Source organism: Burkholderia cepacia, assembly GCF_001718835.1.
GTDB classification, from domain to species: domain Bacteria; phylum Pseudomonadota; class Gammaproteobacteria; order Burkholderiales; family Burkholderiaceae; genus Burkholderia; species Burkholderia cepacia_F.
This window is the reverse complement of record NZ_CP013444.1, coordinates 49,235-75,370: the sequence shown is the minus strand read 5'-3', so window position 1 is coordinate 75,370 and position 26,136 is coordinate 49,235. Positions and strand designations below refer to the sequence as shown.

Below are 26,136 nucleotides of genomic sequence, written 5' to 3'. Positions count from 1 at the left end.
AGCAGGCAGCCGGCGCTGCACGCGCGGCCGCAAATAAAAGTGACGGGTCTGCCAAGATTACCGCGTTTTTCAGCCGGGGGCCGGCGTCAGATCGCGATGCTGCTGGCGTCGATCCATCGCACGGCCCAGTCGCGCGCGTGCGCGATCGCGTCGCCTTCGTCGTTGAACTGGAGCTCGATCGGGAAAAATCGGTTCGCGACGAGCTCCCCGTCGCTCGATCGGGAGATCACGACGTAGGGCTTGAACGAACCGTCGCTGGCACGCGCGGGCGCGCAATTCAACAGATAACCGCGGTGCGTGAAGGCAGTAGTCGCTTGCATGAATCCGCCACCTCTAGTCCCTTGCTTTCTTTTGTTCACGATCCGTCCGTGAGGGTGTTGCGGCGCCCTGGTCGGGGCGGAAGCGGCCATCCTGCGTCCCCTGTCGCCGCTTCGCAGGAAAAGAATCATACTCTGTAGAAAACGCGTCTTCTAGCTGAAATAAATCATGACAAATCAGTGCGCGTCGCGCGACCGCGGCGATCGCCCGCGCGCCTTTTCCCGTCACGCCCGGAACGGGATTTGCTTGGATCCGGAACGCTTCGCCGCGAGGAGAGCCGCGATGCAATCGTCTGCACAAATGCGTTCCACGCATCCGCGCAGCATCGAGCTCGACAACGACGACACGCACGACAGCACGGTCGACACCGACGGCAAGAACCGCGAAGCGGCACGCCTCGCGCGGGGCGAACCGATGTCGCCTGATCAAATCACGACGAGCAATGCGTCGCTCGACAACGCGATGCCCGAATCCGCCGACGGCCTCGCGGGATACGACAGCCGGCCGGGCGGCAATCATTTGGCGCTTGCGCTGCGCGAGGGCTACGTGATGATCGAGAAGGGCTTCGATGCGCCGCAACCGCTCGACGAAGAAGTCGTGAGCCCCGTGCGCCGGATGCGGGGGCGCGAGCACTGGCCGGGCCATGCGCGCCGGCCGGAACGGGTGATCGAGCTGAAGACGACGACGCGCTAGCCGCGGCGTTTGAAGCAACCGTTTGCACAGCCGTTGCCGCGCGCGTCGCGACGTCGGCGTGTCGTGAAACGGCACGCACCATCATGGCGCAGCGGCATGCGCGCGCTTGCGACGGCGTCAGCGGCAGCAGACATTCGACTGCCCGAACGGCGAACCGGACCATCAGTCTGCCACGATCCATCGGGGCGCCTGAGCGCCGCAAGCTGCGACGCCCCGTCGCACCTTCGCGCGCCCTTCCATCGCCGGCGCCCTGCCCGCCGCTTTCCTAGCATGTCCGCGCCGCATCCGGCATGTCGCCGCGCGGTTCCAACGTGCACATCGTTTGATCGACGTCAGGTCGCGTGACGTCTTTTACGCTTCAATGGCGAAGCCCGCGCAGCGCCGGTCCGGCGATCGTTGCGCAGGCACCGAACACCGACGTGCTCATCGTCCAGCGACGGTCCTGCGACGGCACCGCGGCGCAATCGGCCGCGGCGTTGCATGCGGCGTGCACACGCAACGGCCGCGACTCGCCCGATCGCAACCGACGTCGGCGTCGCGCTGCATGGCCGACGGCACTGCAAGGTCGCCGGCATTCGTTTAACCTGCGTCGCAGCAGCGCGCCGTGCAACCGGCCTCCGGCCGGTTCCTTTTCAACCCGCATCTCGGAGACACTATGTACAAGCGTATTCTGGTTGCCGTCGACGGCAGCGACACGTCCCGCCATGCGTTCGATGCCGCGCTGGCGCTCGCGAAATCGCACGGCGCCGAGCTGCAACCGTTCTACGTCGTCGAGAACGCCGCGATCTACTACAACGTGCCCGGCTACGATCCGTCCGTGCTGCGCGACCAGCTCGTCGCGCAGGGCGACGCGCTCGCGAAGGAATTCACGCCGCTGATGCAGGCGGCGGGCGTAAAGGGCGAGGCCCGGTTCGCCGAAGCGACGTCGCTCAACGACGTCTCCTCGCTGATCCTCGACGGCGCGAAAGCGTTCGGCGCCGATCTGCTGGTGCTCGGCACGCACGGCCGCCGCGGGTTCCGCCGTCTCGTGCTCGGCAGCATCGCCGAGCAATGCGTGCGCCACGCGACGCTGCCCGTGCTGCTGATTCCGGCGGCCGCGCACGCCGGCGAACAATCGAACTGAACCCCGGCCGGCGCGCGCAGCGGACGCCGTCGCGTCGCCGGTCATGCCTGCATGCCTATAACGAATCGCGACGTTTTGTCACCCGACAGCGGCAGGTTGCGGTGGGACAATGATTCGGTCGATTCAACGCCGGAGTAAACGATCATGCTGACGCCCGTCGCCACACGCCCCGCCGCCACGCCTCATGCCGGTAGCTGGGCGCCTCGCCAGGCCGCGCACTGCTCGACGTGCGCGATGCGGCACCTGTGCATGCCGCAGGGCCTGGCGCCCGAAGCGCTCAGTCGCCTCGAGTCGGTCATCTGCGCGGCGCGCCCCGTCAAGCGCGGCGAAGCGCTGTTCCGCGAAGGCGACGCATTCGACAACCTGTACGCGGTGCGCTCGGGTTCGCTGAAAACCGTCGCGACGCGCCACGACGGCCGCGAGCAGGTCACCGGCCTGCATCTCGCCGGCGAAGCGCTCGGCCTCGACGGCATCTGCGACGACACGCATCCGCGCACCGCGGTCGCGCTGGAAGACAGCTCCGTCTGCGTGATTCCGTACAGCGCGCTCAAGGCACTGTGCTCGGAAGCCGGTTCGATGCAGTTGCGCATGCACAAGCTGATGAGCGAACAGATCGTGCGCGAAACGTCGCAAACGATGCTGCTCGGTTCGCTGAATGCCGAAGAGCGCGTCGCCGCGTTCCTGCTCGACGTATCGTCGCGTTACCTGAAGCGCGGCTACTCGCCGTCGGAATTCAACCTGCGGATGACGCGCGAAGACATCGGCAGCTATCTCGGCATGACGCTCGAAACGGTCAGCCGCACGCTGTCGAAATTCCAGAAGCGCGGCCTGATCGAAATGCAGGGCCGCCACGTCCAGATCGTCGATTTCGACGGCCTGCACCACGTCTGACGTGATGCCGCACGGCGCGCATCTCGCGCGCCGCGCCGTCCGCGTCACGTTCGGTCAATTCGGTCAATCGAGGAACAGCGCGGCGCGCGCCTTCAGCGCCGCGCTGAAATCGTCGAGCCAGCCGATCGACAAACGCCAGCTCTGCCAGTAAAGGTCGATATCGATCGTTCGCCCGCGCGACATGTCGACCAGTTCACCCGCCGCCAGCTGGCGATCGACCATCCGGTCCGGACACATCCCCCATCCCAGTCCCGTCTCGCATGCGCGCAGATAGCCGGCGACGTGCGGTATCCAGTGCTGCGGCGGATCGAGATCCGCGCGCGTCACGCGCCGGATGAAACGCGCCTGCAGCCCGTCCTTCGGATTGAACATCACGCACGGCGCGCGACGCAGCGCATCGCGGGTAATGCCCGCGCCGAAGTAGCGTTCGTAAAACGCCGGCGAGCACACCGCGCGATAGCGGATCCGCCCGAGCCGCTCCGACCGGCACCCCTGGATCGGCTCGGCCTGTGCGGTCACGGCGCCCTGCACGCTGCCGTCGCGAATACGCGATGCCGTGTAATCCTGGTCGTCGATCACGAGGTCGAGCAAGGTTTCGCGCTCCGTGCAGAACGGCCCGACCGCGTCGATGAACCAGGTCGCGACGCTGTCGTCGTTGACGGCCACGCGCAACGTCGGCCACGCGCTCGCGATCTGGCCCGGCAGCGCCGGCATCCGCCCGCCCAGCTCGGCCTCGAGCAGCTGCACGCGCTCGGTGTGACGGCACAGCAGCGCACCCGATGTCGTCGCGACACACGGCTGCCCGCGCTTGACGAGCACGCTGCCGACCCGCTCTTCCAGCAATTTCACGCGCTGCGACACGGCCGACGGCGTGACGTTCAGCTCCTTGGCCGCACGCTCGAACGAACCATGCCGGATCACGGCCGCGAGGGCATCGAGCAACGCGTAGTCGAGCATTAGATTTCCTTAATCTGCATTAGGTGATTTAGCTTCTCTTATTTTCATGCTGACCGCAGACTAGCGCTACCCGATTCATCCGTCTACTGCTTCTCCGGCTGTCATCCATCATGAACTGGCTCGCTTTTTCCCACGGCGCCGCACTCTGCGGGTCGCTCATCGTCACCATCGGCGCGCAGAACGCCTTCGTGCTGCGGCAGGGCATCATGCGCTCGCATGTCGGCAAGATCGTGCTGCTGTGCGCACTGTCCGACATGATCCTGATCGGCGCAGGCGTCGGCGGCGCATCGGCGCTCGTCGAGCGCTATCCGACCTTCGTCCATGCGGTGCTGTATGTGGGCCTCGCCTATCTCGCGTGGTTCGGCATCAACGCGCTGCGCCGCGCGTTCAAGCCGGGCCACGAAACGCTCGACGTGCGCGGCGATGCGGTCGCCCCGCCGCCGCAGAGCGGGCTCGCGATCGTGCTGATGACACTCGCGTTCACGTGGCTCAACCCGCACGTGTATCTCGACACGTTCCTGCTGATCGGCACGGCCGGCGCGCGTGAGCCGGAAGGCGCGCGGCTCGCGTTCGCGATCGGCGCGATGTCGGTCAGCGTCGTGTGGTTCCTCGGGCTCGGCTACGGGGCGCGATTGCTCGCGCCGTGGTTCCGCAAGGCCGTTGCGTGGCGCGTGCTGGACGGCGCGATCGGCAGCATGGTGCTGTTTCTCGCGGCCGTGCAGTTGCGGTGATGCGTCAGCCGCGCGCCGCCTCGCGAAGCTCACGTGTTCGTTCGCGCAGGCCTGGGCCCGCCACGGCATCCGGGTGAATGCGGTCGTGGCGGTCGACGGCGAGTATTCGACGGCCCGACGCCAGCCTCGACCAGCTGCATGTTGCCAAAAACATGCACGACGTATACAGTTGCACATAGTGCATGTAATACGCCAGCGTGACGCTGAGTCAAGTTTCGTTGGTTTTCAAGGTCTTCCTGAAACCCTGCCGGACGTCGTCATGAATACAAGTCAGCTCCTTCAACACGCGCACGAAATCGTCAGCAACTGCACCTTCTGTTTTGTGTCTTCGAACGACGCGTCCGGCCAGATCAACTCCCGGGTCGTCGAGATTCTGGAGATCGGGACGGATCTCACGATTCGTTTCATGACCGACTCGAGAACGCGCAAGGCGCTGGAGATTCGCCAAGGGAAGACGATCAGCCTGTCCTTCCTCAGCATGGCTGACCGAGGATACGTAACGATCGGCGCCGCCCCGAAAACCTCCGCGGATACTGCGCTGAAGCAGCGCATCTGGAAGGAATCGCTGCACACCTGGTTCCCCAACGGGCCGGATGACCCCTACGTGATCACCGTCACCTGTGAGCCGGCCTGGGTTGAACTGTGGTCGCGCATGCGCGGGGTCGCGCCCGCGCCACTGGGCCTCAACTCGGTTCGGCTGACTCGGAAGGACGGCGACTGGCAAGCACATCAAACGTTTCCGACCGATGGCGGGCAACCGATCTCGACTTTCCAGCCATGATCGATCAACCATTCACGCTGGAGAAAGACGGCTTCGTCGTGACCTCGCTCGAGGCCGTCCTGGCGGCCGCGCGGACGAACAGCCTTTGGTACATGACGTTCGGTCTCGCATGCTGCGCGGTCGAAATGATGCATGCGGCGGGGGCCCGATATGACATGGATCGCTTTGGCATGATCCCTCGCGCATCACCGCGGCAATGCGACCTGATGATCGTTTCCGGCACATTGACCAACAAGATGGCTCCGGCCATGCGCAAGGTCTACGATCAAATGGCCGAACCGCGATACGTCGTGTCGATGGGATCGTGCGCCAACGGTGGGGGCTACTATCACTACAGCTACTCGGTGGTGCGCGGCTGCGACCGGATCGTGCCGGTGGACGTCTACGTTCCGGGCTGCCCGCCGACTGCCGAGGCATTGATCTATGGATTGATGCAGCTGCAACGCAAGATCATGGAACACAGCACCCACAGCCAGCCGCGCGTATTTGAGCGGCGGTGAGTGATTCGGCGTCGTCATCCGGCTGTTCAATCGCACGACACGCCAGATCTCGCTGACGGAAGCCGCCGAACAGTTCTACGAAGGGTGCATGCGCGTGCTCGCCGATCTCGACGCGCTCGAGGAAGGCGCATCGATGCTGGCGCGCGAGCCGACCGGCGTGCTGCGCGTGATCGCGCACGCCACGGCCGCGACGAGCCGCATCACGCCGCTGCTCGCGAGCTTCAAGCGCAAGCACCCGAAGATCGACATCGACGTGACGCTGGCCGAGCGCCCGGTCGATCTCGTCGCGGAAGGCTTCGACGTGGGCCTGCTGCTGCCGTTCATGCTGACGTCCGACACGGTCGTCACGCGGCTCGTCGAGCGCATTCCGTTTACGCTCGTCGCATCCCCCGACTATCTGAAACAGCACGCGTCGCCGCAGAATCCTGCCGACCTCGATGCGCACGTGTTCGTCGCGATCTCGCCGTCGATCCGCAAGGCCGAGCTGACGTTCCGCGTCGGCGATGACGACGTGGCCGTGCCGTTTCGCTACGAAATCGCGTCGAACAACGCCGTCTTCAATCTCGGCATGGTGCTGCAGGGCTTCGGCCTCGGCCTGCTGCCGAGCCCGCTGGTCCAGGACGATCTGGCGTCCGGCCGGCTCGTCCGCGTGCTCGATTCGTTCAGGATCGTCGACGCCGCGACCGAGTTGCGTCTCGCGTACAGCTCGCGCACGCTGCTGCCCGCCAAGGTGCGGACGTTCATCGACCATGCGGTCGCATTCTTCGACGCGCTGACGCCCCATTCGCCGCCCGCGTGACGGCGCTCGCCGCCCGCTCGCGTCATCCGGGCGCGGCCGGCGCGCACTGACGTCCGGCGGCCGTTCCGGGAGGGCGGCGGGCCTTCCCGTTAAAATCCTGCACTTTCCATCCCGACCGGCCGCTCCGCCATGCAACCCGCCTCCCCCGCCCAACCCGCCGCCCATGGCGCCGACGCCGCAGATTCGGCCCGCGACCTCGTCTACGGCCCGAACGACCGGCCGGCGCCGATGGTCGCCTTCGTCGCCGCGCTGCAGCACCTGCTGGCGATCATCGTGCCGATCGTCACGCCCGGCCTGCTGATCTGCCAGGCGCTCGGCGTGTCCAGCCGCGATACGACCCTCATCGTGTCGATGTCGCTGGTGATTTCCGGAATCGCCACCTTCGTCCAGTGCAAGCGCTTCGGCCCGCTGGGCGCCGGCCTGCTGATCGTCCAGGGCACGAGCTTCAACTTCGTCGGCCCGCTGATCGCCGGCGGCAGCTTGATGGTCAAGCAAGGCACACCGGTCGAAACCGTGATGGCCGCGATCTTCGGCGTCGTGATTGCCGGGTCGTTCGTCGAAATGGGCGTGTCGCGCATCCTGCCGTTCGTGAAGCGCCTGATCACGCCGCTCGTCACCGGCATCGTCGTGCTGCTGATCGGCCTCACGCTGATCAAGGTCGGCCTCATCAGCATGGGCGGCGGCTTCGGCGCGATGGCCAACGGCACGTTCGCGAGCGCGGAGAACCTGACGCTGTCGGGCCTCGTGCTCGGCACGATCATCCTGCTGAACCGCGTGCCGATCGTGTGGGTGCGCAGCACCGCGCTCGTCATCGCGCTCGTCATCGGTTATCTCGCGGCCGCGTTCCTCGGCCGCCTCGACTTCACCGGCATGCACCAGGCCGCGCTGTTCCAGGTTCCGACGCCGCTGCACTTCGGCATCGGCTTCTCGTGGTCGCTGTTCGTGCCGATGCTGATCATCTACCTCGTCACGTCGCTCGAAGCGATCGGCGACGTCACGGCCACCAGCAAGATCTCGAACGAGCCGGTCGAAGGCCCAGTGTGGATGCAACGGATCAAGGGCGGCGTGCTCGTCAACGGCGCGAACTCGCTGCTGGCCGGCGTGTTCAACACGTTCCCGAGCTCGGTGTTTGCCCAGAACAACGGCGTGATCCAGATCACCGGCGTCGCCAGCCGCTACGTCGGCATCTGGATCGCGGGGATGCTCGTGGTGCTCGGCCTTTTCCCGGTCGTCGCCGGCGTGCTGCAGGCCGTGCCGGAGCCCGTGCTCGGCGGCGCGGCGATGGTGATGTTCGGCGCGGTGGCCGCATCGGGCATCAACATCCTCGCGGGCGTCCAGCTCGATCGTCGCGCCCTGCTGATCATCGCGGTGTCGCTCGCGCTCGGCCTCGGCGTGTCGCAGGTGCCGGACATCCTCAACAGCCTGCCGCACGCGCTGAAGAACGTGCTGGAATCGGGCGTGGCGACGGGCGGCATCTGCGCGCTCGTGATGAACTGGTTCCTGCCGGAAAAGAAGTGACGGACTGACGGCGCCGCCGGGATAGCGGGCCGCGCAGATCGACGTTTATCCATCCACTCCGGAGCCGAAACGTGGATTCAACGACACTTCTGCTGTACGCGGTCACGGTCTCGGCCGTCACCATCACGCCCGGCCCCACGATGCTGCTGGCGCTGAACAACGGCGCGACGCGCGGCCTGCGCGTCGCGGCCTATGGCATCGCCGGCGCCGCCTTGTCCGATCTGATCCTGATCGGCGCCGTGGGCTGCGGGCTCGGCGCAATCCTGCAGGCATCGGAGCAGTTGTTCGCCGCGGTGAAATGGATCGGCGCCGCCTATCTGCTGTATCTCGCATGGGCGCTCTGGCGCGCGCCTGCGACGCTCGCTCGCCCCGAAAACACGGAGACGGTCGCGGCACATGACGGCTGGTCCGCCTTCAGGCGTTCGCTGCTGGTCGCGCTGTCCAATCCCAAAGGCCTGCTGTTCTTCTCCGCCTTTCTGCCGCAGTTCATTCATGCGCGTGCGGCTGTCGCGCCGCAGTACGTCACGCTTGCGATCACGACCGCACTGATCGACATCGCACTGATGTGCGTGTACGCGATCGGCGGTCACCATGCGATGAAAGCGCTGTCCGGGCGTGCATTGCAATGGCTCAATCGCGGCTGCGCCGGCATGCTGGCGGGGTTGGCCGTGGCGCTGAGCCTGTATCGGCGCAACGCGGGAAACTAGCCGGACCTGGCTTCATCCGGCTCCGGCAGATCGATCCGCGCCGGTGCGCCGGCGCGCGTCCGCCACCGAATCACGGTGGCATCGGCAACACCGGCCGCGACCGGGCGCGCAGGCCCGCCTAGCGATTCATCCCGATATCGGCAACGTAGTTTGCAATACTGAAAAAGCGGTAATCGCTCAGCAGGTCCAGCCCCGGGAACCCTTCCGGATGAATCCGCCCGTAAATCGGGCCGTCGGGGCGCAGGCCGGCCAGGGTCAGCGCGAGCGTGAATTCGTTGAACGGCGCCATGAACTGGCGCGACACGAAATGCATGCCCCAGTTGAACACCGACGGAAGCTGCTCGGTGCGCAACCACCCTTCCGGTCCGCCCTGCGTGTTCGCGCAGAGATTCTCCGCCCACGGGCTATGTCCTTCCACGATGAGAAAGCCATGCTTCGCGTGGGGCTTCCAGCGGGTCAGGAAATCGATCAGATCCGCAGCCGCCACGTAACCGGGAACGAGCCCTTCCGCGTCGCTGTACGCGACCTTGAACGCGCGCTTGATGTCGTCGAGCGCAACCGGGTATTCGGCCTGGTCCGATACCGTCAGGCGGCCCGGATAGTACTGGTCGACAACCGCGCGCAGGCTGGATCGATCGACGAGGCGGAGATGGCGCTCGAGGATCGCTTCGGCGGCGTCCTTGCGCCGGATGCCCAGCCGGCGGTTGTGGACCAGGAACATGAAGGTGTGCAGCAGGTCGCTCAGCCGCGCCGGGCGCACGCTGCCGTCCGGCTGCGTGACGGTCAGGCCGCTGTCGGCCACGGCTTCGTCGTAGCGGTCGGGCTGGGAGATGTCGGCGGCGATCACGCGTACCTGCACGCCGGGGATGTCCTTCAGCGCGGATAGCGTCGCGGCGGCGCGGCCGCGCGCGGATGCGTTGTAGTCGGCGCCGATCACGAGCAGCGGATAGTCCGCGAGGTGCCGGCCGCGTCGCGTCGACGTAATGACGTATTCCGCCAGGCGCTTCACCGCGCTGCCGTCGCCGCAGCCCATGTCGGCGATGCCGGCCGGCTGGCGATCCAGCGGCGTGTCGTCGAACAGCTCGCGCAGGATCTTCGTCGTGATTTCCTGCGACGCCGGCCCCGACCCGGCGCCGCTCGACGCATACACGTTCATCACGCGATCGATGTGGCCGTCGCTGTCGATATCGAGCGGATCGGGGTTGCCGAACAGGAGCTCGTCGAGCAGCGCATACGAACGCAGATACGACGCGGGCAGCCCCGCATAAGGCGCGGCGATCGGGCGGTGGATCCGGCCCGACTCGGTGAGGCGCACCTTTCCCTGGTCGATTTCCACCATGCCGAACTTGCCCATCAGCGCCCATGCCGCGTCCAGGACGACAGGGTCCGCCTGTGTCCAGGCGCCCACCGCGACCCCGCCGGGCTGCTCGACGAGCTTGCCGAGGATGCCGGGCGCCGACTGCGCGTACTGGCCATCCGGCTGCCTGTCGAACACCGGCATGTCGAGCGCGACCCAGGTCGGGCCCAGCAGCAGGCCGTCCATCGCCGTGCGCAGCTGTCCGTTCGCCTGGCGCTCCAGGTCGGTGGCCGCGGGCGCAAGCTCCGGCCAGCCCGCCACGCAGGCCCGCGCGAGCCGCGCATACAGCAGGCTGTCTTCGGCCGCCACGCGCGTTCGATGACACAGTGCGTGCAGATGCTGGAGCACCGACGTTGCATCCGCCAGTTGCTCGAACAGCGGCCGGGCGTGCTCGACGCACGCGACGACATATTCGCCGGCGGGAGTGAGCGCATATTCGGCGTCTTCGTCGCCGCGATCGAGGGTCAGCCAGCCGGCCAGGCTCAGCAGGTTGAAGGCGCCCCACAGAATCCCGAGGTTACGGGTCGGGTCGGGCTGGCGGGATGCCGCGAACGCGCGCATCGCGCGGGGCGCTCCGGCCCGCAGGCCGTCGAACGCGCCGGCAAACACCAGGCGCGCCAGCGTCGGCACCAGCACGATGCCGTTGGCCCAGTTGCAACTGCGCGTATAGGCCATCACGCGCTGTGCGTCGTGCCGGCCGATGCGCAGCGTGGCCGCATGCGTGTGTTGTTCGAGCCTGACGGGCAGTTCCTCGTCGAGCACCTCGACGCCGATCGCGGCGCCGGCCGGCAGGCCGAGCAACGTGCGCGTTTCGTCGGGATAGGCGTCGAGATAGTGTTCGAGCTGCCGGGCCAGCGCGGTGGTGGAATCACCAAGGTCGTATCGGGCGTATCGGGCGTGCATGTTGGACGGTCTCACAGGATCGAAGGTTGGGCTGCAATGGGCGAGGGCGCGTCCGAATCGGCGTGCGCCACGACCGCCGCCGGCGCGGCGCCGCGAGTACGGGGCGCGAGATGGGCGGCCAGCGCGCGAATGGACGGGTAGTCCCAGACCGCGGACGGATCGACGCTCACGCTGAACGCGTCGCTCAATACGATCGTCATTTCGACGGCGAGGATCGAGTCGAAGCCGATCTCGGCGAACGTCGACTCGCGCGTCAAGCGAAGCTTGCGGTGCTTGAGGCGCTCGCCCAGCCACGCGATGAGCCATTGTTCGACGGAAGCGACCCGCTCGCGATCGATCCGGCTCGCCGGCTCGGGCGCGATCAGGTCCGCCACCGAACCGACGTCTTCGCCGGCGGGCTCGTCGGGCTCGCGGGAAACCGAACGCGCACCGGCCTCGGCGTCCAGCAACGGATCGACGAGCTGGCTTGCACCCGGGACCGTTTGCTCGATCGCGCCGATCTCGAGCCCGATCCGCGCTGCCCAGTCGTTCAATTGCGCCGACGTGGTCAGTGCGGATCGCAGGCCGACCTGCCGCTGCGCCGCCTCGATCGCGAGTTCGTACCGGCGCTGCGCCCAGCGCAGCGCGCCGTCACCGATGCGCTGCTGCGCAGCCCCACGTTCGGTCACCGCGAGCAGCAATCCCCATTGCGCGACCGTGCCGAGCCAGTAATTGACCCAGACGGCGGCATGCGCGGCACCGCCGAGTTTCGCCGCATTGGCGAGCCCGTCCTGCGACAGCCGGGCGCCAAGCTCGCGCAGCTCCGTGGCCAGCACGCCGGCGCCCAGCGCACTTTCCAGATAGCGCGGAAGCTCGTCGCTTCCGTTCAGCAGACGGCTGCCGAGGTGAACCAGCAGCGTCTCGGTCGGCCCCTCGAAGATGCGGGTCAGGCGCGCGTCGCGGAAGATCTGCGGCGCGAAGTTGGTCTCGATGTAACCGCGGCCGCCGAGGAACTGCATCAGCTCGTCGGCGGATTGCGACAGCAGCTCGGAGCCGAGAATCTTCGCGATCAGCAGGCAGTCCTCGGGCAACGTGACGCCGAGGTCCAGCTCGGTGGCCAGATGCTCGACCAGCGCGTCGAGCCCGTCGATGCGGTCGCGCAGCTCGCCCAGGCGCAGGCGGCTCAGCGGATTGTCCAGCAGAAGGCCGGTGGCGACCTCGCGCCGCGCCCCGTAGCGATGCATCAGCTGCGCACAGCGCTTCATTCCGCCCACGCTGACGGCGGCGATGCCGAGGCGCGCGATGTTCATGGCGTGCTGCGCCACGGACATGCCCTGGCCGATGTCGCCGAGCCGGCATGCGTCGCCGATCCGCGCCCGATCCAGATGCAGCGAATTCTGGATCATGCCGCGCACGCCCATCGTCAGCTCCTCGGCGCCGATCCGCACGCCCGGCGTGCCGGGGCGCACCGCCAGGCCGACCATTCCCGTGCCGTCGGCCTGCTTCGCGAACACGTTGATGATCCCCGCCCACGCGGACGAGCCGCTCCAGCGCTTGGTGCCGCTGACCAGCCAGTCGCCGGACGCGGTGCGCTGTGCGCGGGAGGCGATCGCACGCACGTGCGAGCCCGCGGCCGGCTCCGTGATCGCGAATGCGGCGAGCATCCGGCCGCTCGCGAGGCTCGGCAGCAGTTCGTCGCGCAACGCGGGCTGCGCGTGCCGCATGATCGGCACGATGCCGAGCGTATTGTTCAGGGCGACGAAAAAAGCCAGCGTCGAATCGATCGCGGCCAGTTGCGAGATCACGCGCAACGTGTCGCGATGCGTGAAGCCAAGGCCGCCGTACGAACGGTCGATCGGCATGCCGAGCAGGCCCCGGTTGCCGAAATCGAGCACGACGTGCGGCGGAATGGTGCGTCGCTCGTCGATGGTGCGCGAATCGATCCGCGTGCGGGCGTAGTGCCTGAGCCAGTCGTTCAGTTCGTCGACGGTGGAGGCGTCATGCTGCCGGCGACCGTCGGCCGGCGGCGCGTCGATGGCGGCGGCCGGGCGCGCGGGTTGCCGGCGATCCGGCGGCCGGCGATCCGGCGGCCGGCGCTCCGGCGTCGGCGTGTGCGCACCGGTCTCGACGTCCCACTGCGCGAGGATCGTCAGCGCGCCGTCGTGCAGCTGCGTGCGGCACGTGCTGCGGCGCACCTTGCCGCTCGACGTCTTCGGCACGCTGCCGGGCGACACCAGCACGATCCTGCTCGGCCCGATGTCGAGGCGGTTCCAAATCGCCTGGCGAATCGCGTCGATGAAGCTGTCGAGATTGCCCTTGCGCTGCGTGCGCTCGACTTCGGCCACGACGATCAGGCGTTCCGCGTCGGCCTGGTCGTCCATGAAGGCCGCGCAGCCGTTCGGCACCAGTTCCGGCACGCCGACGATCAGCGCGTACTCGATGTCTTCCGAGTAGTAGTTGCGGCCGGCGAGGATCACCATGTCCTTGAGCCGGCCGGTGACATACAGTTCGTCATCCAGAATGAAGCCGAGATCGCCGGTGCGCATGAATGCCTGGTCCCGGTCGCCGGCCAGCGTGTGACGGAAGGTCGAATGCGTCTGCTCGTCCAGCCGCCAGTAGCCGGCGGCGACGCTCGGGCCGGCCACGCAGATTTCGCCGATGGTCCGGTCGTCGCACCGGGCGTTGGTCTCCAGGTCGCGCACGACCACGCGTTGGTCGCCGGCAGGGCGGCCCACGCCCACCAGCACCCGCTCGCCCGGGCGATCGAGCGGCGCCGGCGAGACCCCCGCGAACTCGCCGCGGATCACCACGGATTGCCGCTGGAGCGCGGCCTGGTCGGCGCAAACCGTCCTGATCGGCTGCTGCGCCGTGCGGCCGGCGACGTACAGCGTGCCCTCCGCGAGCCCGTAGCACGGCAGGAAGCCGCCGGCGGCGAAGCCCGCTGCCGCGAAGCGCTTGGCGAAATCCGACAAGGTGCCGGCGCGCACGGATTCGGCGCCGTTATAGGCCGTCCGAATACACGACAGGTCGAGCGTCGCCAGCTGTTCGTCGGAAATTCGCCGGCAGCACATCCGGTACGCGAAATCGGGCGCGCCGGTCAGGTCCGCGCGGTACTGGCTGATCGCGCGCAGCCACAGGTACGGATGCTGGATGAACCGTTCCGGGGCCATCAGCACGCTGCGGAAGCCGCCATACAGCGACGTCAGGATCACGCCGATCAGGCCCATGTCGTGATACGGCGGCAGCCAGCTGACGATCGTGCTCGACTCGTCATACGCAAGCCATTCGCGTATCAGCCCCAGGTTGTGCATCAGGTTGCCGTGCGACACCATCACGCCCTTCGGTGTGCCCGTCGTCCCCGACGTGTATTGCAGAAACGCGATGTGGGACGGCTGCACGCCGGCCGGCGCGTGCAGGGGCGGCACCGCTTCGGCGGCACCGACGTCGAGCAGCGTGCTGCCGGACGCGTCGGTATCGGCGAGCCAGGTCGTGCAACGTTCCAGGTCGTCGGGCGAGCACAGGATCGTGTCGGCGCCCGCATTTTCGACGATGCCGGCGATCCGCACCATATGCTGCTTGTTGCGCGGCGGGTAGGCCGGCACCGCGATCGCGCCCGCATACAGGCACCCCATGAAGGCGCCGACGTAATCGAGGCCCGGCCGGCACAGCAGCAGCACCCGGTCGCCGACGTCGACCGCGTTCTGCCGCAGCAGCGCGGCGACCCGGCGGGCGCGCGCGTCGAGCTCGGAGAAGGTCATCGATTCGGCCCGTTCCTGCTCGGGCGGCCCGCTCAGGAACACGTAGGCGGTGTGGTCGCCGCGTGTGGCGGCGCGGTTCTGAAGCAATTCGCCAAGCGTAGTCGGCAAGGTCGCAGTGGTCATGATGTCGTCGGAAGAGGAATGAAAACAGCGAGCAGGGGCCCCGCACCGGCCGGCGCCCGTGCGTTGCCGCGGCGGGAATCCGAAGGCGGCGTCTCGATCGTTTCGATCGCTTGTCGCCGCCTGTCGCACGCGGACATCCGGATACGGCTATTCGGCGCGATGGAACAGGTCGATCATGTGCGTCATGCTTTTGAGGTGCAGGAAACGCGGCACGACCTTTTCGCTTCTTGCCGCGTAACGGGCCGTCCACTGGTGGGCCAGTGCATGCGTGGCGGCGGCGTTGCCGCGAACCGCGCGTGCGTCGGCCTCGCGTGCATCGAGGCACGCGAGCGCATGCCGTGCGGCCGACCGGGCGAGCTCGCCGGTGAGGATGCCGTGGTGCCCCAGGGCAAGCCGCGGGGCATGCAGCTGTTCGATGACGTCCAGCGAGTGCCGGTACGCAAACAGGTCCTGGAAGACCAGCGGCAGCCAGTGGGAGGCGTCCTGAAACTCGCCGAGCGCATCCGACACGAAACCGATGTCCAGTTGCGGGCAGTAGTAGCCGAACTGGCAACGGCTGTGGCCCGGCAGCGCGATCGTGCGAATCTGCATCCCGTCGCCGATATCGAGCTGCGCGCCCGGATTGACCGGGTAGAACGGCAGGTCGGACAACTCGGTGAAATCGGCGCCGGCGGCGGGTTCCCACGACCGTGACGCGTGCTCGTCGAGCTGGCGGATGGTGCGGCAGGCCGACGGGCTCTGGAACGCATCGAACGCGTCGGGCGAACCGGATACATGGAGCCACGGCATGCGCGACTTGAGCGTCATCAGCAGGCTGCAATGGTCATAGTGCGAGTGGGTGATCAGCCAGTAGCGCAAATGCCGGATGCCGCCGAAATCCCGCAGCAGATCGTGAAGCTGCTGCCAGACGAGCGCCGTCATGCCGCTCAGGCCGCCCTCGATCAGCGTCGCGGCCTCGTCGTTGACGATCACGTACAGCGGCGAATCGATCCACCCGGGGGATGCGTTCAGCATGTCGTTCAGCTCCGATAGAGCGCGCAGGCCCATGTCGCGCCCGCGCCGTAGGTCACGAGGAGGTTGAGCTGGCCGGCCGGCATGCGGCCTTGCTCGCGGGCGAGGGAGAGCGCGACCGGAAACGCCGCGCTCGCCATGTTGCCCAGTTGATCGACGGAGATCATGCAGCGCTCGCGGGGCAGCCCGAGCCGCTCGATGACCGCGTCGAGGATGCGCAGGTTCGGCTGGTGCGGCACGACCAGGCCGATGTCCCCGATCGTCAGCCGGTGCTTGTCGAGCATCTGCCGGCACGCGTCGACGATGCGGCGCGTCGCGTCTTCGAACATCGGCGCGCCTTTCATCCGGAAGTGGTGGCGGCCGGCCGCGATGTCGTCCGCGTCGATGAAGCGCGGGCGTCGCGCGCCGGGCGCCTCGGTGGCGAGCAGGTCGAACTGGGTGCCGTCGGCGCCGAGCGTCAGGTCGATGAGCCCGCGCGCCGGCTCGTCCGTCGCCTGCAGCAGCAGCGCGGCGGCGCCGTCGCTCAGCAGGATCGACAGGTTGCGCCCGGCGTTGCTCGTGTCGATGCGCCGCGACAGCGCCTCGGCGCAGACCAGCAGCACGTTGCGATACAAGCCGCTCGCGAGGAAGTGGCGCGCGATCTCGAGCCCGTAGAGCCCGCCGCTGCATTGCGCGCGGATGTCGAAGCACGGCACCTCCCGCAAGCCGAGCCGGGGCTGGATGTAGCACGCCTGCGACGGGTCGTGATGATCGGGCGACAGCGTGTTGACGATCAGCAGGTCGACGTCGTGCGCCGTGACGCCCGCGTCGGCCATTGCGCGTTCCGCGGCCGGGCAGGCGAGATCCGCCAGATGCTGATCGGGGGCGAGATAGCGTCGCGCGACGACGCCGGTGCGTTCGCGAATGAACGCGTCGCTGGTGTCGATCATGCCGGCGACTTCGTCGTTGCCGACGATCCGCTCGGGCAGCGCATGGCCGAAACCGGCGATGACGAGACGGGCGCTCATGCCTGGCCCTCCTGTTCCGTCACGGCGGCGACCGCACCGCCCGCATCGGACACGACGGTTTCGCCCCAGCGCCACAATTGCGCACCGAAGCCCCAGCCCGCGCCCGCGCCGGCAATCACGACCTTCGATCCGGGCCGGATCACGCCCTGCCGGATCGACTCGGCCAGCGCGAACGGCACGGCGGCCGACACGAGGCACGCGCAATCGGCCACGCGAATCACGTACTGATCGGGCCTGAGCCCGAGCCGCTGCGCCCATGAGCGCACGAGCAGCGCGGAAGGCTGGTGGAACACCATCGCATCGACGTCGGCGATGCCGGTGCCGCTCCGGTGCAGCAGGCGCTCGACGATGTCGGGAATGGCCACCGGCATGAAACGCGAGATCGCCTCCTGCGCTTCGGGCTTGAGCGTGAAATACACGCCGAACGGGTTGTCGGCGCCGGTTTCCGCGTCGTCGTCGGCTGCGGCCTGCGCATTGCGCCACTGCATCGTCACGAGGTCGTAGCGGGTGGCGTCGCTGTGATACGCGGCATCCAGCCAGTCGGCGCCGTCGGGGTCGGCCGGCTCCGCGACGAGCACGGCCGCGGCCGCGCCGTCGCCGAAGTTCGTCGACGACTTGCTCGTGTAGTCGACCACCGCCGACATGCGCTCCGACGAGCACACCAGCGCCCGTTTCACGCGCCCTTGCTTGATGAGGTTGGCGGCGAGCTGCAGTTGCAGCACGAAGCTCGCGCACTCCATCTCGATATCGGCATCGAGTGCGCGCGTGGCGCCGAGCCGGTCGCGCAGCGCGCGCGAGAGCCGCGGCGCGAACCGGCGCCGGCCGTCGGCGAGCGACACGAACGGCGACGTCATGTTGAACAGCACCAGGTCGAGTTCGGCGGGGTCCACGCCGGCGCGCGCGAGGGCGTCGCGGGCCGTGCGCTCGGCCAGCGCGAGTTCGGATTCGCCGGCATCGGGGTCGATCATGTGGCGCGATTCGATGCCCCAGAATTGCCACCATTCCGCCGGAATGGGCTCGACGCCCGCGAAGACGGGATCGTCGTTGGGTACCTGGCGGGCCGGCAGGCGGCAGGCGAGACTTGCGATTCGGACGTTGTGCACCGTCAGACCTCCATCGTGCTGCAGGCGATGCGCGGCCGGAACGGATCCAGTGTCATGGCGATCACCGTCCGTTCATCGTCACGCAACGAAATCGAATCCGCGACGCGCGACGCGAGCCACGCGGGCAGCTGGAACGGGTTCGGAATCTCCGCCGAACCGGTGACGACGTCGACAGGCAATTCGCCCTCCGCGCCGGTGGCGATCGACGGCCATCCGCCCAGCCAAGATTCGCAGAACAGCGTGGCGGCACGCCGGTCGATGCGGCTTTGCACCTCGTCGACCACCGCGCGCACCGCGGCGCGCGCATTGGCCGGTTCGGCGTCGAACCGGCCAGTGGCGCGATCGAACCGGCTTTCGAAGCGGGCCAGCGACAGGCTGCCGTTCGCGCGCCGGGGCGCGAGCGCGTCGAGCGTCGCGAACGGCGGGGAATCGAGATCCGCGTAGCGGCTCGCATAAGCGCGGTCACGGCCGGACGGCGTCAGCACGATCGCGCCCGCACCGTCGGCGAAGCCGCTCTCGGCCACCTGCTCGACGTCCGCGAGCGCTTCCGCGCGAACGACGAGCGCGCGCCGATAGCCGAGCTGCCGGCAATGGCTTTGCGCGAGATCGAGTGCGAGCGTCCAGTCCGCATCGAGCAGATCGAACACGGCCGCATGTCGCGCACGCAGGTCGCGCTGCACGGGGTGCGCGAGCCGCGGGCCCGCGATCGACGGCGAGTCCGCCATCCGGCTGGGGGAGATCGACAGGCTGACGATCAGATCCAGTTCCGACGGCAGGCAACCGGCTTGCCGCAGCGCCTGCCTGGCCGCCTTGATCGCGTAATCGTTGGCATAGGGTTGCGCAGCGGTCGCTGCACCCGGCAGGGCCACCGCGGCTCCAAGAATTTTCATAGCGCTAGCTCGTTTTGGACTGCGTGATTCAGGGGACTCGTCGCGCCGTTGGCCTGCTGCCGGAGCACGGCGCGCCGCAATTTGCCCGATTCGTTGCGGGGCAAGCCGGCGGCGTGATAGGCCACGCGATGCGGACACTTGTACGGCGCGATCACGCTTTTCACGTGCTGCTGCAGCTGCGACGTCAACGCGTCCGAGCCGTCGACGCCCGGGCGCAGCACCACGTGCGCGCAGATGAGCGTGCCGCCCCGCTCGTCGACGTGCCCGACGACGCCGCATTCGGCGATATCCGGATGGCGCAGCAGCGCCTGCTCCACTTCGCCGGGCGACACCGTGTAGCCGGAGGTGATGATCATGTCGTCCGCGCGGGCCTGGTAGAACAGATAGCCGTCCTCGTCCAGGTAGGCGCTGTCGCCCGTCAGGTTCCAGCCGTGCTTGACGTAGTCGCGTTGCCGCGCGTCGTTCAGGTAGCGGCATCCGGTCGGCCCCTGCACGGCCAGGTAGCCGATCTCGTGGGGCGGCAGGCACCGGCCGTGCTCGTCCACGACGGCAAGGCGGTAACCGGGCACCGCCTTGCCGATCGCGCCGTCCTTCGTGCCGGTGTCGCCGGTCGACGCGAAGATGTGCAGCATCTCGGTCGACCCGATGCCGTCGATCAGGTGCAGGCCGGTGCGGATCTGCCACGCGTCGCGCGTCCATGGCGGCAGCGCCTCGCCCGCCGACACGCATTTGCGCAGGGACGACACGTCGTGATGGTCGAGATGGCCGAGCATGGCCCGATAGGCCGCCGGCGCCGTAAACAGGATGCTGACCCGATGTCGCTCGACGGCGGCCAGCAGCTGTTCCGGGCCCGCTTTCGGCAACAGCACGACGCTCGCGCCGACGCTGACCGGAAACAGCAGCAGCGCGCCGAGGCCGAACGTGAACGCGAGCGGCGGCGATCCGCAGAAGACGTCGTCGGCCGTGGGCCGGAGCACGTGCTGCGGAAAGCAGTGGCAGGCCGCCATCACGTCGCGATGAAAATGAACGGTGGCCTTCGGTTCCCCGGTCGTTCCCGACGTGAACGCGATCAGGCAGGGATCGTCCGCGCGCGTTTCGGCGGCCGTGAAGTCATCCGAATAGCCGCTGAGCCAGCCGTCGCGCGGATGAACGTCGTCCGTGTCGTAGCGTCGAACGTCGCCGCGCCACTGCAGGCTCGCCATCGCCGCGTCGAGTTCGGCGGACAGCCCGGCTTCGCAGATGACGTGCGTGACCCGGGCCCGCGCGATGATGGTCGACAGTTCTCCCGCGCGCAGCTTCGGCATCGTGGCGACGGCGACGCCGCCGGCCTTGACCACGCCGAACCACGCGGCGGCCAGCATCGGGTGATTCGCGCCGTGCAGCAGCACCCGGTTGCCGGCCACGAGGCCCGCGTCATGAACGAGCAGGTTGGCGATCCGGTTGGCGGCATCGCGCAATTCGCGATACGACCACGTGATGCCCGACCCGGTCGTGATCGCCACCCGATCGCCCCAGCCGCGCTCGTCGACGGCGGCATCCAGCAGCGCGGCGGCGCAATTGAGAAACGGCGGAAACTGCAGCCCCGGCAATTCGAAGACGAACGTCGGCCAATCCTCGGCAGGGGGCAAATTCGCGCGGCAAAAGTCGTCCATCGTCAGCGCTCGCAAGCGTGTGAGTTCAAAGTTCGCGATAACGGCATGGCGCCGGCCGAACGCAATGCTCACGCCCGTTCCGTGCAGCCTGAATCGCGATGGCAAAAAAGGGGTTGTCGAAGCGGCAGGCGCATGTCATCCCCGGGTGGCGCACGGCGCATCCGGTCATTCACATGTCGGCCTGTTGATTCACTTGCAGGTATTTCGTCGCGCCATTTTTGAAAAACAAACAAGCGCGACGAAAGCAATTCGATCAATTCATTTCAACGCAATAAACTCAGGATTCCGAATTCAAAAGTAAACAATTTCAAAATCGGAGTAATGATCTTGCAAGCTTGTCGGCATTCTAAATGCAAGGCGTATGTGAAGCTAGATGGATCATTCAAATCTTTGCGCGAAACCGACATCATCAAAATAAAAACTATTACGAATCGCACTACTGAATTAAATTATTTCGCAACGCAGAGCAATGACTGATCGATCGGGCGCTTCGCGCGTCACGCGTGGCCCGCAAGAAACTTGAGTGCGCGCGCCGCCGACACGGGCGACGCGCGAAACAGTTTCGGATGACTGCCGCCCACCTCCACTTCGAGCCGCGCGCCCGGAATCCGCCCGGCGGCGAACACCGACCCGCCGCAATGCGCAATCTCGTCGTCGTCGCCCGCGACGACCATCGTCGGCACGCTGACGCGCGGCAGCAACGCAAGGGCGTCGACCTTGTTGAGCGCATCGCTCAACTTCGCATACCGGTACATCAGCTCGGCATTCGCATACGGATAGAGCGCCGCGTGCGCGATCTCGGCCGGAACGGTCACGAGCGTCGATGGATCGGCGAACCTGCGCTGCACGTCCTGCGCGACGTCGCGCCCCTGCGCGGCGGCTTCCATCAGCCACGCGTAGTTGCGCTGATGCATCGTCCGCAGCGCGTCGTCCGACAGGTTGTAGTCGCCGTACCACAGGTTCAGCGACACCGCCCGCGCCGGCTGCGCGAGCGCCGCCTGCAACGCGACGACGGCGCCGCCGCAGATGCCCATCAGGTGCGCGCGATCGACGCCGAAGCGGTCCATCACGGCGAACAGGTCGTCGGCCTGCGCGTCGATGTCGGTGCGGGCCGCGTCGAACGCATCGCACGCGCCGAACAGCGCGCGCGTTTCCCAGGTCAGCACGAAGTGGCGCTCGGCGAGCGCGTCGAACCAGCGCTGGCACAGGTCGAGCGGCATCCCGCACGGCAGCGCGAGCACGACCGCGGGCCGGTCGCGATGCGAGCCCGCATACGCGGACAGCGAAACGCCCGCCTCGCGCGCGATCCGCACCCGCTCGACGCCGGCGCTCAGCACATCGAAGTCGAAGTCTTCCGCCTCGCGCTGCGCGCAGGCCAGGCGCTGCGGCGTGTCGAAGTGATCGTAGCGGTAATCGAACGCCGCGCTGATGCGCCGGCTCATCAACAGTTCGAACGACGACAGGCGTGCCGCGCCGTCCGGTTCGAACCGCACGTCGCGCGCGCCGATGCGTGCGAACGCGATCGCGACGACGCGCTGCGCGTCGCGCGCATCGGACGCCGGGCGATCGGACGCATCGTCGAACAGGCACAGGCGAACCGGCCCCGGCAGGCTCGCGGCGAGATGCCGGAACGCGCGGATCGTGCTCAGCACGCGCAAGTCGAGGATCGAGTCGGACGCGTCCAGTGCGGCGGCGGTCGATTCGTGCATGAAGGGATTCCAGGCGATCGATGACGAAACAGGCGCGCCGGGCACGCCGCCCGGCACGTCGATTGAAGCACCCGTGCGCCGGAATGTCTGCAACGGAAAGCCGGGACACGTGCGAGCGTCGCGATCGCCGGCGCTCGCGTCGGCGCTCTGTGGGCGAACGTTCGCGACGCCGCCGTCCCGCGGCGGTCCGTCATGCAGTTCACCGTCACGCAGCCGACGCGCACGGCACGCGTTCGTCGATCATCCATTTCCTGAGCCCGTGCCGCCCGCTGATGCCGAGCTTGACCGCCGCGCGCTTGATGTAGGTCTCGACCGTGCTCTCCTTCAGGCCGAGCTCGCCCGCCATCTCGCGCAGCATCTTGCCCGCGAGCAGGCCGAGGCACACTTCGCTTTCGCGCGCCGACAGCACGACCGCCGAGCGCGCGAGCCGCGATTCGAAGTCGCGGCGCAGCGCCTCGACACCCGGTGCGCCCGCCGCCGGATCGCGCGGCGCCGCGCCTGCGACTGTGCCGTGACGCCACGTCGACGCGTGCCACTCGACGAGCGGCAGCAGCGTATCGGCGAAGTTCTTCAGGAACGACATCTCCTGCAACGAGAAGTCGCGATGTGACGACGTGCGATGCAGCGAGATCACGTAGCGGCGATTCGCCTTGCGCGACACGAGATGACACTGGAATCCCGCGCCTGTCTCGCGCAGCGGCATCATGCTGCTGCCGTCGCCGCGCCGCGCGGGCGGGTTGATGTGAATCAGCTGACGGTCACTGGCGCTCACGATCCAGTTCAGCAGCGGATGCCCGGCCGGGTCCCGCTCGACCTGCGCCGCGGGCGGCACCATCCGCGGATCGTCGCGGGGGGCGCCGGACGCGCCGAGCGATTGCACGTCGACGACCTTGCCTTCCGGTTCATTGAGCGTCCATTCGCTGATTCCTGTGATCGCGAGCGGAATCGACTCGGCCAGCAGCGCGTGCATGTCGGATGCGAACCGCTCGCTTCCCGCGCTCGAAATCACCTTTCCGAGCTTCGTGAAGATTTCGACCATCTGACTCTCCTTGTATTGCGTGCCTGAAGGCAGCGACGCGCCGCCGGCGCAGTCGCGCGCAGCGCGGATCGCGATGCGTCTGCGCTGCCATCGCGCGCCGTCCGGCTTGCGCCGGACAGCGCCCTCTTCTTTCATGTCAGTTCGATGCCAGTCCGAGCGCGGCCCCGGCGGCGGCCGCAGCAGGATCGCCGGCGCTGCGCACCGCCTGCTGCCACCATTGCGCGAAGCGCTCGACGTGCGGCGGCCGAATCATCGTGTAGTGATTGCCCGGACAGCGCCACATGGCCATCCGCGGCGCGAAGCGCCGCCAGCCGGACAGCACGTCATCGGGCACGAAGCCGCGCTCCGCGTCGTCACCGTCGGCGGCGAGCACGAGCGTCGCGCACCCCGCATAGACGTCGGCCGGACGGTACGCGGTGCGCAGCGCCGTCCCGTAGGTGCGCACGATGCCCTGCACGTCATGCAGCCCGGCGCCGCTGCGGATGATGCGGGCGTCGACCATCCCGCGATGGAGCATCGCCCATTGCCCGCGCCGGTCCGCGCGAAACAGCGCATCGCGCTCGATGCCGAGCGGGCGGCCCGTGGCCTGTTCGAGCGCGCGGGCGAGATTCCACACGACGCTCGCGAACGTGTACTGGCGCCCCAGCCGGCCTGCCGACGCCGGCGCCTCGGTGTCGACGATCGTCAGCGACGCGGGCGGACGGCCGATCGCCTGCAGCCGGCACGCGATTTCCATCGCGACCCAGCCGCCGAACGAATGGCCGATCAGATGCACCGGCGCGCGCGCGTCGGCCGCCAGCCGTTCGACGACGGGCAGGTATGCCGTCGCCGCGGCGTCGACGCTCGCATACGGCGCGAGCACGCCGTCGAGGCCGCGCGGCTGAAGGCCGTGCATCGGCCAGCCCGGCTCCGCCGCGATCGTGAACGGCAGGAACGTCGCGACGTTGTCGCCTGCGCCCGGAATCAGCACGACCGGCCGGCGGCCCGGCGCCCCGCGCTGGATCGGCAGGTGCGGCGAATAGCTCGCCTCCGGCGGGTGCGCGTTCTGCTCACCGCCGCCGGCAGCCGCGCGGCGCTCGTCCTGCAACGCATGCGCGATCGCGCGGCCGAGCGCCGGCGCGGCGCCGCCCGCCGACGCGTGCCGCGCCGGCACGTCAACCACGCGGATCTCGCCGGGCTCGAGCCGCGCCGCCCAGCCGTCCGCACGATCCGGCAGCGCGGCGGCGGCGCCGGCACTGCGCAGCTCGAACCAGTGAACCGGCATCGACAGCGAAAACGGCTCGTAGTGTGCAAACGCATGATCGAGCGCCGCCCAGCGGTCGAGCCATCGCAGCAGTTGCGCATCGCTCAGGCCCCGCAACCCGGGCGGCAGCAGCCCCGCGTCGCGGCACCGGGACGCGATCTCGGCAAAATCCGACGTCGCCGCGTCCGCGATCAGTTCGCGTGGATCGATCCCGCCGCCATTCGCTTGGCCACCGTCCGCTTCGCCATCGAACAGCCGCAGCCATTCGGCCCGCCGCATGTCGCGCGAACGGGCGGCAACGCCGCCGGCTGCATTCGATTCGGCGACCAGTTCGACGAGACGCTCGCCGGCCGGCACGTCGGCGGCATGCCCGGGCCGGGCGGCCGCGTCCGCCGTCGACAGCGACGCATCCGCGATGCCGAGAAACGCGACGGTCTCGTCCCGCCCGGCCAGCTGGGTCGCCACTTCGTAGGCGAGCAGGCCGCCGGACGCCCAGCCCGCGAGCCGGTACGGCCCGCGCGGCTGGAGCGCGACGATGCGCTCGAGCAGGCGTGCGGCAAGCCATTCGACGGTCGGTGGCGCATCGCACGACGGGTCGGCGTCCAGCTCGCACACGCGCCAGCCCGCGCCGAGATGCTCGGAGACGCGCCGCGCGCCGTCGCTCGAGCGTGCATAGCCCGCGATCCAGAAGACGCGGTGCGCATACGATCGATCTTCAGGCGCGGCGACCGCAGCCCCGTCATCGACGATCGACAAGGCCGATGACAAGCGTGAAGCAGGCACGATGTTCCCTCCGTGTTCGACGGCGCCATGCCGGCGGCGTCGCGTTGATCAACGATCGTTACTGGCAAATGCTGCGAAAAAACGCCGAGACGACTTCCGTCATTGAGCTTTGCTGATTGGCCGCCCGGCCGACAGACCCGGCGGAAAATCGTTTCCGCAAAACGAAACGATTATTCCCATTGAATTTGGCTCAGGCACATCCTAGTCGAGCATGATAGCGATGAATTTAAAATTTTGCATTTAGTAAAATGTTTCTTTTTATATAACTAAACGGCCCAGCCACTGAATTCCCGGGAATTTCCGATCGATTCGCGCGTTCGATTGCAGCCAAATCGGGAAAAATTTCCTTTGCGCACGGCAAATTCGGTAGAAAACTCTTGCGTATGCACTAAAACATCCATTTCAAAGACGTCTTATTCAGAACAATTAAGGCTTAATGCGATCAACATGAGATACTCATCAGCAAACGCCAGGCCGTTTCTTTCCAGCGAACTGTTTCGATTCATTCAACGATCGATTCGATGTGCCACGCAGCCTGACATGAATTGTCCGCCGGCCGCC

At 67.7% G+C, this 26,136-nt stretch carries 22 protein-coding genes; 10 read left to right on the top strand and 12 right to left on the bottom strand.

Going from position 1 to position 26,136, the window contains the following annotated elements; all coding sequences use genetic code 11:
* Positions 1 to 86 precede the first annotated feature (86 nt).
* Positions 87 to 320: a hypothetical protein gene (locus WT26_RS20820; protein ID WP_059523499.1), complete on the bottom strand. Its 234-nt coding sequence runs from the start codon at positions 318 to 320 to the stop codon at positions 87 to 89.
* A 280-nt stretch (positions 321 to 600) separates the two neighbouring features.
* Between WT26_RS20820 and WT26_RS20815 the strand changes: the two genes are divergently transcribed.
* From WT26_RS20815 to fnr, 3 genes are all read left to right on the top strand, one after another.
* Positions 601 to 1,011 carry a DUF3005 domain-containing protein gene (locus tag WT26_RS20815; protein WP_069273837.1) on the top strand — a complete coding sequence of 137 codons (411 nt, stop codon included), beginning with the start codon at positions 601 to 603 and terminating at the stop codon, positions 1,009 to 1,011.
* Between the two features lie 655 nt (positions 1,012 to 1,666).
* Positions 1,667 to 2,134 carry a universal stress protein gene (locus WT26_RS20810; RefSeq protein WP_069273836.1) on the top strand — a complete coding sequence of 156 codons (468 nt, stop codon included), beginning with the start codon at positions 1,667 to 1,669 and terminating at the stop codon, positions 2,132 to 2,134.
* A gap of 144 nt (positions 2,135 to 2,278) precedes the next feature.
* Positions 2,279 to 3,025, top strand: a complete 747-nt coding sequence (fnr, locus tag WT26_RS20805; RefSeq protein ID WP_059523493.1) for a fumarate/nitrate reduction transcriptional regulator Fnr — start codon at positions 2,279 to 2,281, stop codon at positions 3,023 to 3,025.
* A 63-nt stretch (positions 3,026 to 3,088) separates the two neighbouring features.
* Here fnr and WT26_RS20800 read toward each other — a convergent pair whose 3' ends face one another.
* Positions 3,089 to 3,982: a LysR family transcriptional regulator ArgP gene (locus tag WT26_RS20800; RefSeq protein WP_039344521.1), complete on the bottom strand. Its 894-nt coding sequence runs from the start codon at positions 3,980 to 3,982 to the stop codon at positions 3,089 to 3,091.
* Positions 3,983 to 4,092: 110 nt separating this feature from the next.
* On the opposite strand from WT26_RS20800, the gene WT26_RS20795 reads away from it, so the two are divergent.
* From WT26_RS20795 to WT26_RS20770, 6 genes are all read left to right on the top strand, one after another.
* A complete protein-coding gene (locus WT26_RS20795) occupies positions 4,093 to 4,713 on the top strand; it encodes a LysE/ArgO family amino acid transporter (protein WP_021157577.1) in 621 nt (206 codons plus the stop codon).
* A gap of 259 nt (positions 4,714 to 4,972) precedes the next feature.
* Complete coding sequence (locus WT26_RS20790; RefSeq protein ID WP_060018717.1) at positions 4,973 to 5,494, top strand: pyridoxamine 5'-phosphate oxidase family protein; 522 nt, start codon at positions 4,973 to 4,975, stop codon at positions 5,492 to 5,494.
* Positions 5,491 to 5,994, top strand: a complete 504-nt coding sequence (locus WT26_RS20785) for a NuoB/complex I 20 kDa subunit family protein (RefSeq protein WP_059592126.1) — start codon at positions 5,491 to 5,493, stop codon at positions 5,992 to 5,994. Before WT26_RS20790 ends, WT26_RS20785 begins: the two co-directional genes overlap by 4 nt.
* 88 nt (positions 5,995 to 6,082) lie before the next feature.
* Positions 6,083 to 6,793: a substrate binding domain-containing protein gene (locus WT26_RS20780; protein ID WP_069270773.1), complete on the top strand. Its 711-nt coding sequence runs from the start codon at positions 6,083 to 6,085 to the stop codon at positions 6,791 to 6,793.
* Between the two features lie 129 nt (positions 6,794 to 6,922).
* Positions 6,923 to 8,311: a nucleobase:cation symporter-2 family protein gene (locus tag WT26_RS20775; protein WP_059529801.1), complete on the top strand. Its 1,389-nt coding sequence runs from the start codon at positions 6,923 to 6,925 to the stop codon at positions 8,309 to 8,311.
* A gap of 71 nt (positions 8,312 to 8,382) precedes the next feature.
* On the top strand, positions 8,383 to 9,018 hold the full coding sequence (locus WT26_RS20770) for a LysE family translocator (RefSeq protein WP_059803024.1): 636 nt from the start codon (positions 8,383 to 8,385) through the stop codon (positions 9,016 to 9,018).
* Between the two features lie 118 nt (positions 9,019 to 9,136).
* On the opposite strand, the gene WT26_RS20765 is transcribed toward WT26_RS20770, so the two are convergent.
* The 7 genes from WT26_RS20765 to WT26_RS20735 form a co-directional block, all read right to left on the bottom strand.
* Complete coding sequence (locus WT26_RS20765; protein ID WP_069273835.1) at positions 9,137 to 11,278, bottom strand: hypothetical protein; 2,142 nt, start codon at positions 11,276 to 11,278, stop codon at positions 9,137 to 9,139.
* An 11-nt stretch (positions 11,279 to 11,289) separates the two neighbouring features.
* Positions 11,290 to 15,138 (bottom strand): AMP-binding protein, encoded by a 3,849-nt coding sequence (locus tag WT26_RS20760; RefSeq protein ID WP_069273834.1) that lies wholly within the window; start codon positions 15,136 to 15,138, stop codon positions 11,290 to 11,292.
* A 147-nt stretch (positions 15,139 to 15,285) separates the two neighbouring features.
* Entirely contained in the window at positions 15,286 to 16,152 is an 867-nt protein-coding gene (locus WT26_RS20755) for an MBL fold metallo-hydrolase (RefSeq protein ID WP_069273833.1), read from the bottom strand.
* A 5-nt stretch (positions 16,153 to 16,157) separates the two neighbouring features.
* Complete coding sequence (locus WT26_RS20750; RefSeq protein ID WP_059817958.1) at positions 16,158 to 17,156, bottom strand: ketoacyl-ACP synthase III; 999 nt, start codon at positions 17,154 to 17,156, stop codon at positions 16,158 to 16,160.
* Positions 17,153 to 18,283 carry a 3-oxoacyl-ACP synthase III family protein gene (locus WT26_RS20745; RefSeq protein WP_196774830.1) on the bottom strand — a complete coding sequence of 377 codons (1,131 nt, stop codon included), beginning with the start codon at positions 18,281 to 18,283 and terminating at the stop codon, positions 17,153 to 17,155. The genes WT26_RS20750 and WT26_RS20745 overlap by 4 nt, the downstream gene beginning before the upstream one ends.
* On the bottom strand, positions 18,262 to 19,149 hold the full coding sequence (locus WT26_RS20740; protein ID WP_069273831.1) for a hypothetical protein: 888 nt from the start codon (positions 19,147 to 19,149) through the stop codon (positions 18,262 to 18,264). The genes WT26_RS20745 and WT26_RS20740 overlap by 22 nt, the downstream gene beginning before the upstream one ends.
* Complete coding sequence (locus tag WT26_RS20735) at positions 19,146 to 20,801, bottom strand: AMP-binding protein (protein WP_069275099.1); 1,656 nt, start codon at positions 20,799 to 20,801, stop codon at positions 19,146 to 19,148. The genes WT26_RS20740 and WT26_RS20735 overlap by 4 nt, the downstream gene beginning before the upstream one ends.
* A gap of 64 nt (positions 20,802 to 20,865) precedes the next feature.
* On the opposite strand from WT26_RS20735, the gene WT26_RS37405 reads away from it, so the two are divergent.
* Positions 20,866 to 21,102 (top strand): hypothetical protein, encoded by a 237-nt coding sequence (locus WT26_RS37405; protein WP_155123151.1) that lies wholly within the window; start codon positions 20,866 to 20,868, stop codon positions 21,100 to 21,102.
* 196 nt (positions 21,103 to 21,298) lie between these two features.
* On the opposite strand, the gene WT26_RS20730 is transcribed toward WT26_RS37405, so the two are convergent.
* The 3 genes from WT26_RS20730 to WT26_RS20720 form a co-directional block, all read right to left on the bottom strand.
* Positions 21,299 to 22,510 carry an alpha/beta fold hydrolase gene (locus WT26_RS20730; protein ID WP_069271798.1) on the bottom strand — a complete coding sequence of 404 codons (1,212 nt, stop codon included), beginning with the start codon at positions 22,508 to 22,510 and terminating at the stop codon, positions 21,299 to 21,301.
* Positions 22,511 to 22,715: 205 nt separating this feature from the next.
* Positions 22,716 to 23,549, bottom strand: a complete 834-nt coding sequence (locus WT26_RS20725) for a LuxR family transcriptional regulator (protein ID WP_059488559.1) — start codon at positions 23,547 to 23,549, stop codon at positions 22,716 to 22,718.
* Positions 23,550 to 23,685: 136 nt separating this feature from the next.
* Positions 23,686 to 25,575, bottom strand: a complete 1,890-nt coding sequence (locus tag WT26_RS20720; protein WP_230461695.1) for an alpha/beta fold hydrolase — start codon at positions 25,573 to 25,575, stop codon at positions 23,686 to 23,688.
* Positions 25,576 to 26,136 lie beyond the last annotated feature (561 nt).

What these genes read in the sequence shown, in the direction of transcription:
- WT26_RS20820 (WP_059523499.1), bottom strand. Translation starts at nt 320, where the DNA reads ATGCAAGCGACTACTGCCTTCACGCACCGCGGTTATCTGTTGAATTGC.
- WT26_RS20815 (WP_069273837.1), top strand. Translation starts at nt 601, where the DNA reads ATGCAATCGTCTGCACAAATGCGTTCCACGCATCCGCGCAGCATCGAG.
- WT26_RS20810 (WP_069273836.1), top strand. Translation starts at nt 1,667, where the DNA reads ATGTACAAGCGTATTCTGGTTGCCGTCGACGGCAGCGACACGTCCCGC.
- fnr (WP_059523493.1), top strand. Translation starts at nt 2,279, where the DNA reads ATGCTGACGCCCGTCGCCACACGCCCCGCCGCCACGCCTCATGCCGGT.
- WT26_RS20800 (WP_039344521.1), bottom strand. Translation starts at nt 3,982, where the DNA reads ATGCTCGACTACGCGTTGCTCGATGCCCTCGCGGCCGTGATCCGGCAT.
- WT26_RS20795 (WP_021157577.1), top strand. Translation starts at nt 4,093, where the DNA reads ATGAACTGGCTCGCTTTTTCCCACGGCGCCGCACTCTGCGGGTCGCTC.
- WT26_RS20790 (WP_060018717.1), top strand. Translation starts at nt 4,973, where the DNA reads ATGAATACAAGTCAGCTCCTTCAACACGCGCACGAAATCGTCAGCAAC.
- WT26_RS20785 (WP_059592126.1), top strand. Translation starts at nt 5,491, where the DNA reads ATGATCGATCAACCATTCACGCTGGAGAAAGACGGCTTCGTCGTGACC.
- WT26_RS20780 (WP_069270773.1), top strand. Translation starts at nt 6,083, where the DNA reads ATGCGCGTGCTCGCCGATCTCGACGCGCTCGAGGAAGGCGCATCGATG.
- WT26_RS20775 (WP_059529801.1), top strand. Translation starts at nt 6,923, where the DNA reads ATGCAACCCGCCTCCCCCGCCCAACCCGCCGCCCATGGCGCCGACGCC.
- WT26_RS20765 (WP_069273835.1), bottom strand. Translation starts at nt 11,278, where the DNA reads ATGCACGCCCGATACGCCCGATACGACCTTGGTGATTCCACCACCGCG.
- WT26_RS20760 (WP_069273834.1), bottom strand. Translation starts at nt 15,138, where the DNA reads ATGACCACTGCGACCTTGCCGACTACGCTTGGCGAATTGCTTCAGAAC.
- WT26_RS20755 (WP_069273833.1), bottom strand. Translation starts at nt 16,152, where the DNA reads ATGCTGAACGCATCCCCCGGGTGGATCGATTCGCCGCTGTACGTGATC.
- WT26_RS20750 (WP_059817958.1), bottom strand. Translation starts at nt 17,156, where the DNA reads ATGAGCGCCCGTCTCGTCATCGCCGGTTTCGGCCATGCGCTGCCCGAG.
- WT26_RS20740 (WP_069273831.1), bottom strand. Translation starts at nt 19,149, where the DNA reads ATGAAAATTCTTGGAGCCGCGGTGGCCCTGCCGGGTGCAGCGACCGCT.
- WT26_RS20735 (WP_069275099.1), bottom strand. Translation starts at nt 20,801, where the DNA reads ATGGACGACTTTTGCCGCGCGAATTTGCCCCCTGCCGAGGATTGGCCG.
- WT26_RS37405 (WP_155123151.1), top strand. Translation starts at nt 20,866, where the DNA reads ATGCTCACGCCCGTTCCGTGCAGCCTGAATCGCGATGGCAAAAAAGGG.
- WT26_RS20730 (WP_069271798.1), bottom strand. Translation starts at nt 22,510, where the DNA reads ATGCACGAATCGACCGCCGCCGCACTGGACGCGTCCGACTCGATCCTC.
- WT26_RS20725 (WP_059488559.1), bottom strand. Translation starts at nt 23,549, where the DNA reads ATGGTCGAAATCTTCACGAAGCTCGGAAAGGTGATTTCGAGCGCGGGA.